The organism is Leisingera sp. M658, assembly GCF_025144145.1.
In the GTDB taxonomy this organism is placed as follows: domain Bacteria; phylum Pseudomonadota; class Alphaproteobacteria; order Rhodobacterales; family Rhodobacteraceae; genus Leisingera.
In genome coordinates this window covers 1983323-2000260 of sequence record NZ_CP083546.1, presented here as the reverse complement: position 1 = coordinate 2000260, position 16938 = coordinate 1983323, and the positions used below count along the sequence as shown (strand labels likewise).

At 60.3% G+C, this 16938-nt stretch carries 15 protein-coding genes; 9 read left to right on the top strand and 6 right to left on the bottom strand.

Going from position 1 to position 16938, the window contains the following annotated elements:
• The first annotated feature begins 115 nt into the window (after positions 1-115).
• The 3 genes from guaB (at position 116) to K3724_RS09970 (ending at position 5184) form a co-directional block, all read left to right on the top strand.
• A complete protein-coding gene (gene guaB / locus K3724_RS09980) occupies positions 116-1564 on the top strand; it encodes an IMP dehydrogenase (RefSeq protein ID WP_259992301.1) in 1449 nt (482 codons plus the stop codon).
• Positions 1565-1600: 36 nt separating this feature from the next.
• Positions 1601-2776, top strand: coding sequence for an RsmB/NOP family class I SAM-dependent RNA methyltransferase (locus K3724_RS09975; RefSeq protein ID WP_259992299.1), 1176 nt, complete (start codon positions 1601-1603; stop codon positions 2774-2776).
• 92 nt (positions 2777-2868) lie between these two features.
• Positions 2869-5184: an ATP-binding protein gene (locus K3724_RS09970; protein WP_259992298.1), complete on the top strand. Its 2316-nt coding sequence runs from the start codon at positions 2869-2871 to the stop codon at positions 5182-5184.
• Between the two features lie 52 nt (positions 5185-5236).
• On the opposite strand, the gene K3724_RS09965 is transcribed toward K3724_RS09970, so the two are convergent.
• Positions 5237-5836 (bottom strand): gamma-glutamyl kinase, encoded by a 600-nt coding sequence (locus K3724_RS09965; protein WP_259992296.1) that lies wholly within the window; start codon positions 5834-5836, stop codon positions 5237-5239.
• 193 nt (positions 5837-6029) lie between these two features.
• On the opposite strand from K3724_RS09965, the gene recA reads away from it, so the two are divergent.
• From recA to K3724_RS09945, 4 genes are all read left to right on the top strand, one after another.
• Positions 6030-7097, top strand: a complete 1068-nt coding sequence (recA, locus tag K3724_RS09960; protein WP_259992294.1) for a recombinase RecA — start codon at positions 6030-6032, stop codon at positions 7095-7097.
• A 155-nt stretch (positions 7098-7252) separates the two neighbouring features.
• Positions 7253-9904: an alanine--tRNA ligase gene (gene alaS, locus K3724_RS09955; protein WP_259992292.1), complete on the top strand. Its 2652-nt coding sequence runs from the start codon at positions 7253-7255 to the stop codon at positions 9902-9904.
• Positions 9905-9982: 78 nt separating this feature from the next.
• Positions 9983-10270 carry a DUF1330 domain-containing protein gene (locus K3724_RS09950; protein WP_259992290.1) on the top strand — a complete coding sequence of 96 codons (288 nt, stop codon included), beginning with the start codon at positions 9983-9985 and terminating at the stop codon, positions 10268-10270.
• On the top strand, positions 10270-10752 hold the full coding sequence (locus K3724_RS09945) for an MOSC domain-containing protein (RefSeq protein ID WP_259992288.1): 483 nt from the start codon (positions 10270-10272) through the stop codon (positions 10750-10752). Before K3724_RS09950 ends, K3724_RS09945 begins: the two co-directional genes overlap by 1 nt.
• Before the next feature lie 42 nt (positions 10753-10794).
• Here the strand turns inward: K3724_RS09945 and typA are convergent, their stop codons facing one another.
• Together typA and K3724_RS09935 are read right to left on the bottom strand one after the other, a co-directional pair.
• Complete coding sequence (gene typA / locus K3724_RS09940) at positions 10795-12615, bottom strand: translational GTPase TypA (RefSeq protein ID WP_259992286.1); 1821 nt, start codon at positions 12613-12615, stop codon at positions 10795-10797.
• A 93-nt stretch (positions 12616-12708) separates the two neighbouring features.
• Entirely contained in the window at positions 12709-13044 is a 336-nt protein-coding gene (locus K3724_RS09935) for a multidrug efflux SMR transporter (RefSeq protein ID WP_129370830.1), read from the bottom strand.
• 254 nt (positions 13045-13298) lie between these two features.
• Here K3724_RS09935 and K3724_RS09930 point away from each other — a divergent pair, with 254 nt between their 5' ends.
• Positions 13299-14081, top strand: coding sequence for a class II glutamine amidotransferase (locus K3724_RS09930; protein WP_259992284.1), 783 nt, complete (start codon positions 13299-13301; stop codon positions 14079-14081).
• Between the two features lie 39 nt (positions 14082-14120).
• Here K3724_RS09930 and K3724_RS09925 read toward each other — a convergent pair whose 3' ends face one another.
• Genes K3724_RS09925 through K3724_RS09915 form a run of 3 tightly spaced genes read right to left on the bottom strand, consistent with a single transcriptional unit; the run spans position 14121 to position 16182 of the window.
• Complete coding sequence (locus K3724_RS09925; RefSeq protein WP_259992282.1) at positions 14121-15290, bottom strand: HD family hydrolase; 1170 nt, start codon at positions 15288-15290, stop codon at positions 14121-14123.
• On the bottom strand, positions 15287-15529 hold the full coding sequence (locus K3724_RS09920; protein WP_259992280.1) for a hypothetical protein: 243 nt from the start codon (positions 15527-15529) through the stop codon (positions 15287-15289). Before K3724_RS09920 ends, K3724_RS09925 begins: the two co-directional genes overlap by 4 nt.
• Complete coding sequence (locus K3724_RS09915) at positions 15529-16182, bottom strand: alpha/beta hydrolase (RefSeq protein WP_134829836.1); 654 nt, start codon at positions 16180-16182, stop codon at positions 15529-15531. Before K3724_RS09915 ends, K3724_RS09920 begins: the two co-directional genes overlap by 1 nt.
• 186 nt (positions 16183-16368) lie before the next feature.
• On the opposite strand from K3724_RS09915, the gene K3724_RS09910 reads away from it, so the two are divergent.
• A complete protein-coding gene (locus tag K3724_RS09910) occupies positions 16369-16827 on the top strand; it encodes an Rrf2 family transcriptional regulator (protein WP_129370835.1) in 459 nt (152 codons plus the stop codon).
• Positions 16828-16938 lie beyond the last annotated feature (111 nt).

Genomic DNA, 16938 nt, shown 5'->3' with positions numbered 1-16938 from the left:
AGCCGCCCGAAAGAGATTGCTGCAGTGCAGGAATTCTTGCCTGCTGCCTCTTTCCCCCCAGTAGGTTCTGTGCCATAGGGTCACCGCCAAACGGGGTTATGCATGAGGATGACCAATGCAGATTCGTGAGGCTCTCACCTTTGATGATGTTCTACTGGTGCCAGGCGCGTCGAGCGTGCTGCCCAATACCGCTGACACGCGCACCCGGGTGACGCAGTCGGTATCGCTGAACATCCCGCTTCTAAGCTCGGCCATGGACACGGTGACCGAGTCCCGCATGGCGATTGCCATGGCCCAGGCCGGCGGCATGGGGGTGATCCACAAGAACCTGAACGTGGAAGAGCAGGCCCGCGAAGTGCGCCGGGTCAAACGCTTTATTTCGGGAATCGTTTATAACCCCATTACCCTGACCGCAGACCAGACCCTGGCCGATGCCAAGGCGCTGCAGGAACGCTACCGGGTGACCGGCTTCCCGGTGGTGGATGGTTCGGGCCGCGTGGTCGGTATCGTCACCAACCGCGACATGCGCTTTGCCTCGGATGACAGCACGCCGGTGTCGGTGATGATGACCTCTGACAATCTGGCGATGCTGCAGGAGCCGGCCGATCTGGAAGAAGCCAAATCGCTGATGAAGGCGCGCCGGATCGAAAAACTGCTGGTCTCCGACAAGGATGGCAGGCTGACCGGGCTGCTGACCCTCAAAGACACCGAACAGGCCGTGCTGCATCCGACCGCTTGCATGGATGAGCTGGGCCGCCTGCGGGTTGCCGCCGCCAGCTCGGTCGGCGACAGCGGCTTTGCCCGCTCCGAGGCGCTGATCGACGCAGGTGTTGATATCGTTGTTGTGGATACGGCCCACGGCCATTCGGCAGGCGTGATCGACGCGGTAAAGCGGATCAAGGCCCAGTATGGCACGGTGCAGGTGATTGCTGGCAACGTTGCCACCGCTGAAGCCACCCGCGCGCTGATTGATGCGGGCGCGGATGCAGTCAAGGTCGGCATTGGTCCAGGCTCGATCTGCACCACCCGCATGGTGGCCGGTGTCGGCGTGCCGCAGCTGACTGCGATCATGGATTGCGCAAACGCTGCTGGTGATATCCCGGTGATCGCGGATGGCGGTATTAAATTCTCGGGCGATTTCGCCAAGGCGATTGCGGCGGGTGCTTCCTGCGCCATGGTTGGTTCGATGATCGCGGGCACGGATGAATCCCCGGGTGAGGTGATCCTGTATCAGGGCCGATCGTTCAAATCCTACCGCGGCATGGGCTCAATGGGTGCGATGGCGCGCGGCTCGGCGGACCGGTATTTCCAGAAGGACGCGGCCAGCGACAAGCTGGTGCCGGAAGGCATCGAAGGCCAGGTCCCCTACAAAGGCGGCGCCGGGCCGGTGGTTCACCAATTGGTCGGCGGTCTGCGTGCGGCAATGGGCTATACCGGCTGTGCGACCGTGGATGAGATGCGCAAGAACTGCAATTTTGTCCGCATCACCGGCGCCGGGTTGAAGGAAAGCCATGTGCATGACGTGCAGATCACCCGTGAAGCCCCGAACTACCGGGCAGGATAAGCTGATGAAGGCCGCGTGCAATCAAAAGGCAGGGGCATGACCCCCGCCGCCCGCCTGCAGGCGGCCATTGAGGTTATTGACCGGATTCTGGAGGGCGAGCCTGCGGAAAAGGCTTTGACCTCCTGGGGACGGCGGAGCCGGTTTGCCGGATCAAAAGACCGGGCCGCGGTGCGTGACCATGTGTTTACAGCGGTGCGATGCCAGCGGTCGCACGCAGTCCTTGGCGGCGCGCGCAGCGGCCGGGGGCTGGTTTTGGGCGCGCTGCGGGAAGCAGAACAGGACCCGGACGAGGTCTTTAGCGGACAAGGGTATGGGCCTGCACCTTTGACCGAGGCGGAACGTCAGCTGCCTTCCCCGCCGGAAGGGGCAGAGGCACTGGATATTCCCGATTGGCTGTGGCCTGAATTCAGCAGCAGCCTTGGGGATCAGGCAGAGGCCGCAGCGCTGGCTCTGCGCAGCCGTGCGCCGGTGCATTTGCGGGTGAACATTGCCCGCGGCACGCTTGCGCAGGCGCAAGAGGCGCTGAACGCCGACGGTATCGCCACCCGGCCGCATCCGGCCGCCGCCACGGCGCTGGACGTGACCGAAGGCGCCCGCAAGCTGCGCAACACAAAAATGTACCAGGACGGTTTTGTTGAATTGCAGGACGCAGCGAGCCAGGCGGTAACCGCGCTGTTGCCATTGCAAGATGGCATGAAGGTGCTGGATTACTGCGCCGGCGGCGGCGGTAAAACATTGGCCATGGCCGCGCAGGCGAACCTCCGGCTGTTTGCCCATGATGCCGATCCCAAACGCATGAAAGACCTGCCCGAACGCGCGGCGCGGGCGGGTGTGCAGGTGCAGCAGCTGTTGACGGCGGACCTTGAGCGCAGCGGGCCGTTTGACCTGGTGCTGTGCGATGCCCCCTGTTCCGGTTCCGGGTCCTGGCGGCGGGCACCGGAAGGTAAATGGCGGCTGACGCCTGAAAACCTGCAGGACCTGCATCGGGTCCAAGCAGATATCTTGCGCACAGCGGCAGGCCTGACAGCGCCTGGCGGGACCCTGGCCTATGCCACCTGCTCGGTGCTGAATGGCGAAAACTCTGAGCAAGTTCAAAGGTTTTTGCAAGAGAACGAGGGCTGGTCGCTGGCGGCGCAGCAAAGCTGGCAGGTGCAAAACGGCACCGATGGTTTCTTTGTTGCTGTGTTGACGCGCGCAAAGGGCGGTTGTTAGGGTCTCCGCCGGGAAACCTTTGTGTTTCTTAACGTGGTTTTAACCAAAACCGCCGCGTTATGGCGTCACTTTGCATTGTCCATGGAGCCGTAATGTCCGGTCGCCAAGAAACTTCCGTTCCGGAACTGCGGGTTTACGCCCCCGAGCATGCCCGGCTGGCCGCGACACTGCTGCTGGCCCTGATGCTGCTGTCAGGCCCCTGGCTGGTGCCGCTGCCCGATTGGATGGGCCGCGGTTTTGTCATGGTGGGGCTGACACTGGCGGCTGTGGCGGTGCTGATGGTTATTCAAACCCGGATGCGCCTGAATGCGCGGTCGATGGCGGCGGAGCTGCTGACCGGCTTTATCGAAAAAGATGCAACGCCAAGTTTTGTCACGGACGGCGATGGAGTGGTCCATGCCTGCAACGGGGCCGCTGTAAAACGGTTCGAGGACGGCAGCCGCGACACATTGGCAGGAACTTTGCGGTCGATTCTGGCTAACCCTTCGGCTGTTTTGTACCGGTTGCAAAGCCGCGCCCGCGTCGATGGTGCCGCCCGCGAGGATATCGTGACCCGGCGCGGCCATGTGCGGCTGGCGGTTCACCAGATGAACGGCGGCAGCTTTCTGTGGCGGGTGGAGGATATCCTGGATCGCGGCGGCAACGGGCGCGGTGCGGAAACGATGCCGGTTCCGATGATCACGGTTGGCCGCACTGGCGCTGTTTTGTTCATGAACGAGGCAGCCCGCAGCCTGATCGGCGAACGGGTGAAATCCACCGACCGTTTGTTCCCTGCGCTGCCGGTCATGCCCGGGCAGATCAATACGCTCAGCACCAAATCCGGCCCGGTCCAGGTGCTGGTCAGCGAGAAGAACCGCACCCAGGGGCGCAGCGAACTGTTTCTGATGGAAGTGGACGAAGGCAGTTTCGACTCTGCCCAAGCCGGGTTGGAAGCGCTGCCTGTGCCGTTCCTCAAGGTTGCTCCTACAGGTGAAATTCTGACCAGCAACCGCATGGCCCTGCGCCTGCTAGGCGTTGAAAGCTGTGCCAATCTGAAACTTGGCCAGCTGATGGAAGGGCTAGGCCGCCCGATGTCAGACTGGCTGCGCGATACCGCCGACGGGCTGGCACCGAACAAGTCTGAATTCCTGCGCCTGTCGCGCGCTGACAAGGAAGTCTTTGTTCAGGTGACTCTCACCCGGGTGGTGGAAGAGGGCACTCCGATGCTGATCGCAGTGCTGAATGATGCGACCGAGTTGAAGACGCTGGAAGCGCAATTTGTGCAAAGCCAGAAGATGCAGGCAATCGGTCAGCTGGCGGGCGGCGTTGCGCATGACTTCAACAATCTGCTGACCGCGATTTCCGGCCACTGCGATTTGCTGTTGCTGCGTCATGATCAGGGCGACCAGGACTATGGCGATCTGATCCAGATCCACGAGAACGCCAACCGGGCGGCCTCGCTTGTCAGCCAGCTGCTGGCGTTTTCGCGCAAACAGACCCTGCAGCCGGAAACCCTGGATGTGCGGGACACGCTGTCGGACCTGACCCATCTGCTGAACCGGCTGGTGGGTGAAAAGGTCACTCTGACCCTCAGCCACGATCCGGTGATGAAGTCGATCCGTGCTGATAAGCGGCAGCTGGAACAAGTGCTGATGAATCTGGTGGTGAACGCGCGCGATGCGATGCCGCAGGGCGGTGAGATCCGGGTCGAGACGGAAGTGATCGCGCTGGATAAACCGCTGGAGCGGAACCGCGCCACAGTTCCGGCCGGCGATTGGGTCACCGTGAAAGTGTCCGATGAAGGTGTAGGGATCGCTCCGGACAAGCTGCAAAAGGTGTTTGAACCCTTCTACACCACCAAACGCACGGGCGAGGGAACCGGTTTGGGCCTGTCCACGGCCTATGGCATCATCAAGCAGACCGGCGGCTACATCTTTGTTGACTCGGTCAAGGGACACGGCACCCAGTTCACCCTGTTCTTTCCGGTCTACAAACAGCAGGCCGACCAGCTTGCCGCTGAAAAACCTGCCGAGACCACGGAGAAAGCTGTTGCCGCCCAGCACGGCGAGGGCGTGGTGCTGCTGGTCGAGGATGAGGCTCCGGTGCGGGCCTTTGCGTCGCGTGCACTGCGGATGCGGGGCTATACGGTGCTGGAAGCCGAATCTGCCGAGGACGCACTGCGCACGCTGGAAGATCCCGGCCTGACCGTGGATGTCTTTGTCACTGATGTGGTGATGCCCGGCATGGACGGGCCCAGCTGGGTGCGCCAGGCGCTGAAAGAACGCCCTGATACCCGCGTGGTGTTTGTTTCAGGTTATGCCGAAGGAGCCTTTGGCGAGGCTGACCCGGATGTGCCGAATTCGGTGTTCCTGCCGAAACCGTTCTCGCTCAACCAGTTGACCGAAACGGTTCATGCGCAACTGCATTAAGGTTGAGAAAATCAGATCTGTGAAAGCCGCCGGTTCCGGCGGCTTTTTATGGTCAACGGACTGGAATAGAATCGTAAAGTTCAAATTCCGCTGCACGCTTTCGCCGGACATGGTTCTGGGCTTCCGGGCTTAGTGTCAGACTTGCCTGAGGGCTGACATTTTTGCGCTCCAGCCGGATTTCCACGTCCAGGCGAAGCTCCAGGAACTGCTTCAACGCGTCCTGATCCTCATAGCGGAACAGATGGCTGACCTTGCAGCCATTTGGCTGTGCCTCCAGGAATTTCGCTTGGCTGCCGACATTGGCAAAGGCGGGCGGTTTGCCTTTGCAATAGGCGTGCAGGAAGTCGTCAAAGCTGACATCCTTGGTCGAATTCGGATTGCCATCCAGCGCCGGCCGCTGCCGGTACCTGTACCAGCTGCCCAGCCAGCTGACCGGCTCCCGCATCACTGCGGCGACTTCCAGTTCGGCACCGCAGACCTTCTCAAACATCGGCCGGATCCACCGGTTGTAGCGGTACAGCGGCGCATGTTTCAGCTCCGGCGGGTCGGAGACCACCAGATCTGCCCGGTTGCGCAAAGCTGCCTGAAAGGCGGTGGTGCCGGTCTTGGGAACGGAGAGTAGCGCCAGCCGTTCTTTGAAAAATATCATCATTCCGTTAACTGCCCGGTAAAATTTCTTGCTGCGGATTAACCATCAATCTTTCTTTAACACCCCGGGTTTGATGTGTGTACACAGAGTTTTCTGTTGCAATGTTCTCTTTTTGATCTCATAAGGAACAAGAGGTGAACAAAGCAGTGATTGCCGCACGCCCCGGTGTGTGACACATAGAAAGGGACAAGGGACTATGGCGGATCTTTTGACCATGAAAAATAAAGTAAGCGGTGACAAGCAAAAGGCGCTCGACAGCGCGCTTGCGCAAATTGAGCGGCAGTTCGGCAAGGGCTCTATCATGAAGCTTGGCGATGGCACGGCCTTGCAGGAGATCGAGGCCAGCTCGACCGGATCGCTGGGCCTGGACATCGCGCTGGGGATCGGCGGTCTGCCGATGGGGCGGATCATCGAAATCTACGGCCCGGAAAGCTCGGGCAAGACAACACTGACGCTGCATTGCATTGCAGAACAGCAGAAAAAGGGCGGTGTCTGCGCCTTTGTAGACGCGGAACACGCGCTGGATCCGCAATATGCGGCCAAGCTGGGCGTCGACCTGGACGAGCTGCTGATTTCGCAGCCCGATACCGGTGAACAGGCGCTTGAAATCACCGATACGCTGGTACGCTCCGGTGCGGTGAACATGGTCGTCGTCGACTCGGTGGCGGCGCTGACCCCCAAGTCCGAGCTTGAGGGCGATATGGGTGACAGCAGCGTCGGCGTGCAGGCCCGGCTGATGAGCCAGGCGATGCGCAAGCTGACAGGTTCAATCAGCCGCTCCAAATGCATGGTGATCTTCATTAACCAGATCCGCATGAAGATCGGCGTTATGTTCGGCTCCCCTGAAACCACCACCGGCGGCAACGCGCTGAAGTTCTACTCCTCCGTCCGCCTGGACATCCGCCGCATCGGTGCGATCAAGGACCGGGACGAGGTGGTCGGCAATTCGACCCGCGTCAAAGTGGTAAAGAACAAGGTGGCGCCGCCGTTCAAGCAGGTGGAATTCGACATCATGTATGGCGAAGGCATCTCGAAAATGGGGGAATTGCTGGACCTTGGTGTGGCAGCGGGTGTTGTCAATAAATCCGGCGCCTGGTTCTCCTATGGGGATGAGCGGATCGGGCAGGGGCGTGAAAACGCCAAAACCTTCCTGCGGGACAATGCGGCGATTGCCTTTGACATCGAAGACAAGATCCGCGCCTCGCACGGGCTGGAGTTCGACCGTCCGGATGTAAGCGGCGCAGACGATATCCTTGAGGCCTAAGCGCCGGGTAATCTGATCAAATATTTGAAATGCGAGGGCGTGGCGCAAGCTGCGCCCTTTTTCATGGGAGACGCCGCTTCGCGCTGTAGACAGTGCGCCGGCTGGGGGGTAAACCTGCCCGGACCGCTTATTTAAGCCCGCAAGAGATCCTGCATATGCCGACGCTCAACGATATCCGCTCAACCTTTCTGAACTACTTTGCCAAACAGGGGCACGAAGTGGTGGACTCCAGCCCGCTGGTGCCGCGCAACGACCCGACCCTGATGTTCACCAACTCAGGCATGGTGCAGTTCAAGAACTGTTTTACCGGGGTTGAGACCCGCGACTACAAACGCGCAACCTCCTCGCAGAAGTGCGTGCGCGCCGGCGGCAAGCACAATGACCTCGACAATGTGGGTTATACCGCGCGCCACCACACGTTTTTCGAGATGCTCGGAAACTTTTCCTTTGGCGACTATTTCAAGCATGAGGCAATCCCCTTTGCCTGGGAGCTGATCACCAAGGAGCTCGACGTTCCCAAGGACCGGCTTTACACCACCGTCTATCATACCGACGATGAAGCCTTTGAAATCTGGAAAAAGATCGGGGTGCCCGAGGACCGGATCATCCGGATCGCAACCTCCGACAACTTTTGGCAGATGGGCGATACCGGCCCTTGCGGCCCCTGCACCGAAATCTTCTATGACCACGGCGATCACATCTGGGGCGGTCCTCCGGGTTCACCTGAGGAAGACGGCGACCGGTTTATTGAGATCTGGAACCTCGTTTTCATGCAGAACGAGAAGTTCGCTGACGGCTCGATGGTCGATCTGGAGATGCAGTCGATCGACACCGGCATGGGGTTGGAGCGGATTGCGGCGCTGCTGCAGGGCACCCATGACAACTATGAAACCGATCTGTTCAAGTCTCTGATTGAAGCTTCGGCAAATGTCACGAATTCCGATCCGTTCGGGGATCAGAACGTGCACCACCGAGTGATCGCGGACCACCTGCGCTCGTGTTCTTTCCTGATCGCTGAGGGCGTGCTGCCGTCGAATGAGGGCCGCGGCTATGTTCTCCGCCGCATCATGCGCCGCGCGATGCGCCATGCGTCGCTGCTGGGCGCCACCGATCCGGTGATGCACAAACTGGTGCCGGCACTGGTGCAGAAGATGGGCGCGGCCTATCCGGAACTTGGCCAGGGCCAGGCGCTGATCGAAGAGACCTTTGAGCAGGAAGAAACCCGTTTCCTCAGGACGCTGGACCGCGGCCTGAAGCTGCTGGATGATGCCTCGGGCGATCTGGGCAAGGGCGATGTCCTGCCCGGTGAAACTGCGTTCAAATTGTACGACACATTCGGTTTCCCGCTTGATCTGACGCAGGACGCGCTGCGTGCCAAGGAGATCGAGGTTGATACTGACGGTTTCGATGCGGCGATGAAGGCGCAAAAGGAGAAATCCCGCGCTGGTGGCATCGGTCTGGGCGAAGCGGCGGATGTGAAAGTCTACTTCGACATTCTCGATGCTGCAGGACCGACCGAATTCCTGGGCTATGAGACCGAAAAAGCCGAGGGCCAGGTTGCCGCTATCGTCAAAGATGGCGCGCAGGTTCAATCGGCGGGCAAGGGTGAAACGGTTCAGATCATCCTGAACCAGACGCCGTTTTACGGTGAAAGCGGCGGCCAGGTTGGCGACAGCGGTGTGCTGACCGTCGAAGGCGGCGCGGCCCGTATCACCGACACCAAAAAGGTGGAAGGGCTGTTCCTGCACATTGCCGAAGTGACCGAAGGTGAAATTGCTGTCGGCCTTGGTGCCGCGATGGAAGTCGACCACGCGCGCCGCAGCCGGATCCGGGCCAACCACTCGGCCACGCATCTGCTGCATGAGGCGCTGCGCAATGCGCTGGGTGAACATGTGGCTCAGAAGGGATCGCTGAATGCTGCGGACCGTCTGCGGTTTGATTTCAGCCACAACAAGGCGATGAGCGCTGTGGAGCTGACGAAGGTCGGCGCGGAAGTGAATGATTTCATTCGTCAAAACACGCCCGTGTCGACCCGGATCATGACCCCGGATGATGCGCGGGACTTGGGCGCGCAGGCGCTGTTCGGCGAGAAATACGGCGATGAAGTCCGTGTGGTCTCCATGGGCCGGGCGGAAACCGGCAAGGGCCACGATGGCGACACATATTCCATCGAATTGTGCGGCGGCACCCATGTGAAACAGACCGGCGACATCGGCACCTTTGTAATCCTGGGCGACAGTGCGTCTTCGGCTGGTGTGCGCCGGATAGAGGCGCTGACGGGGGCCGCAGCGTTTGAGCATCTGGAGCGCGAAACAGGCCGGATGGCCGAGATTGCAACTGCGCTGAAAGCGCAGCCTGGCGATGTTATGGACCGTCTGAAGGCGATGATGGACGAACGCAAGGCGTTGCAGAACGAGATTTCGAATCTCAAGCAGCAGGTTGCGATGGGTGGCGGGTCCGGAAACGGCGCCGATGCCAAGGACGTCAACGGCAAGAAATTCCTGGCCCAGGCCCTGAAAGGGGTGTCCGGCAAGGATCTCCGCGGCCTGATTGATGCGCACAAGCAGAACATCGGCTCTGGTGTGATCCTGCTGATTGCCGAGGAGGATGGCAAAGTTGCTGTGGCCGCGGGCGTGACCGACGATCTGACTGGCGAAATTTCAGCCGTGGACGTGCTGAAGGCGGCTGTTCCGGCTGTGGGCGGCAAAGGCGGCGGTGGCCGTCCGGATATGGCCCAGGGCGGCGGCAAGGATTTCTCCGGCGCTGACGAGGCGATCAAGGCAGCCGAGGCTGTGCTGGCTGGCTGACCATTTGGTCAAAAAAATGCTTGGTCTTTCCGGCAAATCGCCTAATCTGCCGGAAAGATCATACCTTGGGAGGCTCCGATGCCCGCACTTTGGATTGCACATGTGACCGTCACCGACGCTGATGCCTATGGCAAATATGCCGAACTGGCGGGGCCGGCCATCGCCAAGCACGGCGGCACCTTCGTCGCCCGAGGCGGACGTTTCGTGCAGTTGGAGGGCAAAGAGCGCCCGCGCAATGTTGTCGCCAAATTTCCAAGTGTCGACGCCGCAGTCGAGTGCTATCACAGTGCGGAGTACCAGGAAGCGCTGAGCCACGCACGCGGCGCGTCCGAGCGCGAACTGATGGTGGTGGAAACCTCCGAATAATGATCACCGCTTTTGCGGAGATGCTGAAACGCCATGCTGGCCAGGGCCGGGTGGCGTGGATCGGCCTGCGCCCTGCGCGGCGGGAAGAAATTCTGACAGTGGAAACTGCGGATGTAACTGCAGCGGGTCTTTGCGGCGATCATGCCAAAGAATGCAAACGCGCCGTTACATTAATCCAGGCTGAGCATCTGCCGGTGATTGCGGCCCTTGCCGGGCTGGACAATTTGCAGCCGGAACTGCTGCGCCGGAACTTGGTCATTTCCGGGATCAATCTTGCGGCATTGCGCAAAGCGAAGCTTCAGATAGGCAGTGCTGTTTTGCAGGTTACCGGCCCCTGTCCGCCCTGTTCGCGGATGGAAGAGGTGCTGGGCCACGGCGGCTATAACGCGATGCGCGGCCATGGCGGCTGGTATGCCGAAGTGGTGGAGCCGGGCAGGGTGGCTTTGGGCGACAGCGTCACAGCTCTGACTTCGGCAGAATGAAAAACGGCGGCAGAGATTTCTGCCGCCGTTTTTTAATGTCTATCAGGCGTTGGCCTTGGCCATCCGCTTACGCTCATGCGGGTCAAGATAGCGCTTGCGCAGGCGCACAGAGTTCGGCGTCACCTCGACCAGCTCGTCGTCGTTGATGTAGGCAATCGACTCTTCCAGCGACAGTGTCACCGGGGTGGTCAGACGCACCGCGTCATCGGTGCCCGAGGCACGCACGTTGGTCAGTTTCTTGCCCTTCAGCGGGTTCACTTCCAGATCGTTCTCGCGGGAGTGCTCACCGATGATCATGCCGGTGTAGACGTCGGCCTGGGCGCCGATCATCATCTTGCCGCGCTCTTCCAGGTTCCACAGTGCAAAGGCAACCGAAGTGCCGTTCTCCATCGAGATCAGAACACCGGCGCGGCGGCCCGGGATCGCGCCTTTGTGCTGGGTCCAGCCGTGGAACACACGGTTCAAAACGCCGGTGCCGCGGGTGTCGGTCAGGAATTCGCCGTGATAGCCGATCAGCCCGCGCGAGGGAACATGCGCGATGATGCGGGTCTTGCCTGCGCCTGCGGGCTTCATCTCGACCAGCTCGCCTTTGCGGGCACCGGTCAGTTTTTCAATCACCGCGCCGGAATATTCGTCATCCACGTCGATGGTGGCTTCTTCGACCGGCTCCATGCGCTTGCCGTCTTCTTCCTTCATGATCACTTGCGGGCGGGAGATCGACAGCTCGAACCCTTCGCGGCGCATGTTCTCAATCAGAACACCCATCTGCAGTTCACCGCGGCCCGAAACCTCAAAGGCTTCGCCGCCGGGGGTGTCGGCGATTTTGATGGCGACGTTGGACTCGGCTTCTTTCATCAGGCGGTCGCGGATGACGCGCGACTGGACTTTCTTGCCGTCACGGCCGGCCAGCGGGCTGTCGTTGATGCCAAAGGTCACGGTGATGGTCGGCGGGTCAATCGGCTGGGCGTCCAGCGGGTCATCCACGGCCAGCGCGCAGATGGTATCGGCCACCGTTGCCTTGGCCATACCCGCGAGGGAAACGATGTCGCCTGCCTGGGCTTCCTCGATGTCCTGCTGTGCCAGGCCGCGGAACGCCTGGATGCGTGTGACGCGGAACTGTTCGATTTTTTGGCCAATGCGGGTGAGGGCCTGCACGGTGGCGCCGACCTTCAGTTTGCCGGATTCGACGCGGCCGGTCAGCAGGCGGCCCACAAAGGGGTCGCTGCCCAATGTGGTGGCCAGCATCCGGAAATCTTCGTCTTGGCGTTTGATCTGTTTCGGCTCGGGCACGTGGTTCACGATCAGATTGAACAGCGCGTGCAGATCCTTGCGGGGACCGTCCAGTTCAGCATCAGCCCAGCCGTTACGGCCAGAGGCATACATATGCGGGAAGTCCAGCTGGTCTTCGTTGGCGTCGAGCGATGCAAACAGGTCAAAGCATTCGTCGAGGGCACGGTCGGGCTCGGCGTCGGGCTTGTCGACTTTGTTCAGAACCACAATCGGGCGCAGGCCCAGAGCCAGCGCCTTGGAGGTCACGAATTTGGTCTGCGGCATCGGGCCTTCGGCGGCGTCCACCAGCAGCACCACGCCGTCGACCATCGACAGGATCCGCTCAACCTCGCCACCGAAATCGGCGTGGCCGGGGGTGTCGACGATGTTGATACGGGTGCCGTTCCACTCGACCGAGGTGGGCTTGGCAAAAATGGTAATGCCGCGCTCGCGCTCCAGATCGTTGCTGTCCATGGCGCGTTCCGCCACAGCCTGATTTTCGCGGAAGGCGCCGGATTGTTTCAGCAGCTCGTCGACCAGGGTGGTTTTGCCGTGGTCAACGTGAGCAATGATCGCAATGTTGCGCAAGTCCATGACGTTCGCCTTTGTAAGGAAGTTGGGCCGCGCATAGCCCGAACCCCGCACAAAGGCCAGAGGAAATCCGTCCAAAGAAGCCGCAAATGCGGATCAGTGGGCGGAAGACTTGGAAAACAGGTGAATGATAATGATGCCGGACATGATCAGCACCATGCCGATCACGGCTGGCAGATCCAGCTTCTGGCCAAAAACAATGAAGGCAATAACCGCTATCAGCAGGATGCCAAGACCCGACCAGATCGCATAAACAATCCCCACTGGCATGAACTTGAGCGTCAGCCCCATCATGTAAAAGGAAAACGCATAGGCGACCAGAACGATCAGCGACGGTCCAAGCTTGCTGAACTGCTGACTGGCCTGCAGGGCCGTTGTGCCAATGGTTTCCGCTGCAACCGCAATAATCAGGTAGATATAGTGAACCGGCATCTCTGCCTCCGTATACGCGTTTTGCCCGGCCTCCGGCGGAGCAGTGTTCCTTTCTCCGGTACCGTATTCAATGCAGTGCAGGAAGTCCCAATGCGTCACTGTTTGCCTTGTTTTCGGCCGCCGCGGCAGTGAACAGATGACTGTGCGCAGATACGCTGTATTAAGAATCTAATCTGTTTTAGATGAATATTCCAATTATAGCGATTAGATCGGAAAATAAATCCTGATCGGATCTTCATCACAAGGAGCGACATATGTGCCGCTGGGCTGCCTACACCGGTACCAAGGTCTTTTTGGAAGACATCATTTCCACCCCGGCGCATTCACTGATTGCACAAAGCCAGAAGGCGGTTGAATGCAAGACCGCAACCAATGGTGACGGGTTCGGCATTGCCTGGTACGGGCAGCGGACCGAGCCGGGGCTCTACCGGGATGTCTACCCGGCCTGGTCGGACTGTAATCTGCGTGCGCTGGTGAGCCAGGTTCAATCCGGTCTTTTTCTGGCGCATGTGCGGGCATCAACCGGATCCGCTACCAGCCGCAACAATTGCCATCCCTTTGCGGTCGGCAGGTGGAGTTTCATGCACAACGGGCAGGTCGGCGGTTTCGAGACCTTCCGCCGCCATGCCGATATGTGCATTCCTGATGAGCTGTATGAGCACCGCAAAGGGGCTACTGACAGCGAAGTTCTGTTTCTTCTGGCCCTGCGCGAAGGCTTGGACACAGATCCGAAAGCGGCGCTGGAGCGGGCGGTGGGCTGCATGGAGGCTTTGTCGCGCGCCCGTGGCAGCACCCCGCATATGCGCCTGTCCGCAGCGATGTCGGATGGAGAGACGCTTTATGCGGCGCGCTACTCCTCTGACAGTATTGCGCCATCGGTCTACTACCGCTGGAGCCGCAGTTTGAACGGATGGGCGGTTGTATCAGAACCGCTTGAGGACACAGGTGACGCATGGAACGAGCTGCAACCCGGTGAATTCCTGACGCTTACTGCGAGCGGGGCTGAAACGCAGCCGTTTCAACCGTTTCTCGCGTGAGGCAGGGCTGGCGGGGTCTGGTGCCCCGCCGGTTCACCGCTACAGGCGTCCAGCGTCCCGGAACCAGGGCTCAATCTTGGCCCGCACATAACGCCAGACGCCGGGCGCACCACGGTTGACCTTTTCGCCAACCCGGGCGTCCAACTGTGGCAGGCTCACGTTATAATCAACCCAGCTGCCGCCGCCGTTCAGCAGGTTAAGCAGAACCGGCTGTACCCGGTCGATGGCTTTTGCAAACACGGCGTCAGGGCTTTCTGCTGTCTCAAATTCCTCCCAAATAGCCCGCATAGGCAGGCCTTGGTCCGGGGGCAGCATGCCAAACAGGCGGTCAGCGGCGGCTTCTTCCTTGGCCGCAAGCGCCGCGAGGGCTGCGGGGTCAATCACGCCGTGGATCGGCGCATCGCCTGCATCGATTTCGACCAGATCGTGCAGCAGCAGCATTTGCAGCACCCGGTCGACCTCAAGCGGGCCGGCGCTGTGCTCTGCCAGCACCCAAGCATACAGCATGATGTGCCAGCTGTGCTCGGCCGAGTTTTCGTGGCGTGATCCATCGCCCAGCTTGGACGCGCGGGTGATCAGCTTCAGCTTGTCCGCTTCATTCAGAAATGGCAGGCGGGCCGTCAGGTGGCTGCAGTCAAAACCGGTGCCGTGATCCAGCAGGGCCTGCGCATGGTGATAGGCCTCGGGGAAGTCCTGCTGCAGCGCGGCTGCGCGCCCGCCGTTCAGGTTTTGCCGGACCACATCGACATGCCAATCCAGAGGTTTGCTGCCATAGAGCGTCTGAAAAATCGGCTGGCAATGGTCCACCCGTTTGGCAAAGCGCGCATCGGGGCTGGCCGCGGCCTCAAATTCCTGCCACAGGTCCAGGAATTCAGCGCCCTGGTCCGCGGGCAGCAGGCCGAACAGGCGTTTGGCGGCGGCTTGCTCTGCCTGTGCGACTGCGTTCCAATCGACTTTATCCGTGATCGGGTGATCGCCGGCGTCAATCTCGACCAGATCATGCAGCAGCAGCATCCGGATCGCGCGGGAAATCTCCACGTCCGGCGCGGCAAACGGCGCCATAACCAGCGCATAAAGCGCCAGATGCCAGCTGTGTTCCGCCGAGTTTTCGCGTCGGCTGCAATCAATGATCAGGTTTTGGCGGTCAATGCGGCGAAGCTTGTCTGCTTCCAGCAAGAATGCGAACTGCGCGTCCAGCCGGTCACTCATGCGTCGCCCTTTGCGTCAAGCTGCGCCTGAATTGCGCTGACTTTCTGGTTTAGGAACTCCCGCGCCTTGCGCTCGGCCAGGCGCACGCGCATTTCGGTCAGAAACGCTTCTTCCAAAGATTGGGAGGCGGCGCCAAGCACTTGGCCCACCTCCACATACAGCCGGTCTTCGCCGCTGGCCTCCTGTACCTTGATCGTATCGACCGCCAGTTTCTGCGCCAGCGTTTCGATCGTGCCCATCAGCGGCTGTTCTCGGTCAGGCGGCGCTTCACGTAATCCGACACATCGCCGATCATCGTGTCCATATGCGGTTCCTGGAAGAAGTGATCCGCACCCTCGATCTCGTTATGAGTGATGGTGATCCCCTTCTGCTCATGCAGTTTGCCAACCAAATTGGCGGTATCTGCAGGCGGCGCCACACGGTCGGATGTGCCGTTGATGATCAGGCCCGAGGACGGGCAGGGCGCCAGGAAGGAAAAATCATACATGTTGGCCGGCGGTGCAACAGAGATGAAACCAGTAATCTCCGGGCGGCGCATCAGCAGCTGCATGCCGATCCAGGCGCCGAACGAGAATCCCGCAACCCAGCAATGCTTGGAATTGGTGTTCATAGACTGCAGGTAATCCAGCGCCGAGGCCGCATCCGACAGTTCGCCCACGCCCTGGTCGTATTCGCCCTGGCTGCGGCCGACACCGCGGAAATTGAACCGCAGAACCGTAAAGCCCATGTTGTAGAACGCGTAGTGGAGGTTGTAGACCACCTTGTTGTTCATGGTTCCGCCGAACTGCGGATGCGGGTGCAGTACGATGGCGATCGGGGCGTCTTTTTCTTTTTGCGGGTGATAGCGGCCTTCGAGGCGGCCTTCGGGTCCAGGAAAGATGACCTCGGGCATGGGTGGTTCAAATCCTACTCTTGTTCTCGCGACTGCCGGCAGAAAACTTGACGGGTTCCGTCGGGCATCTTAGAACAGTTCTAATCAAGGGCGCTGGCCTCGCCATACACCGTCAGGCTGAGATACGCACAGACGCGGGGAAGGTCAATGTTTTCACACTCGCGCCCTGGTTTTGAGGGATAAAATATGAAGCTTTCCACCAAAGGGCGCTATGCAATGGTCGCGCTGGCGGATATCGCGCTGCAGCCGCAGGGCAAATTGGTGCCGCTGGGGGACATCTCCAAGCGGCAGGATATCTCGTTGCCGTATCTGGAGCAGCTGTTTGTCAAGCTGCGCCGTGCGGGACTGGTCGAGTCGGTGCGCGGCCCTGGCGGCGGCTACCGCCTGGCGATGGTGCCATCAGAGATCCGGGTGGTCGATGTGCTGTCTGCCGTGGATGAAACTGTTGATGCGATGCACAAAGGGGCAGGCGCCTCGGGCGCGCTGTCCGGCAGCCGGGCGCAATCGCTGACCAACCGCCTGTGGGAGGGGTTGAGCGCGCATGTCTATGTGTTTCTGCATCAAACCCGTCTGTCGGATGTGATCAAGAATGATCTGGCGCCATGCCCGGCGGTGCCCAGTCTGTTTGCTGTCGTGGATGAATGAGGTGCTAAGATTTCACCTTCTTTGTCTCTCCGGACCCTGCACGGATACCGCACAAATTTCGCGGGAAAGCTTTGCGAAATGCTGCAAGGCCGCGTATGAGGCGGCACCGAT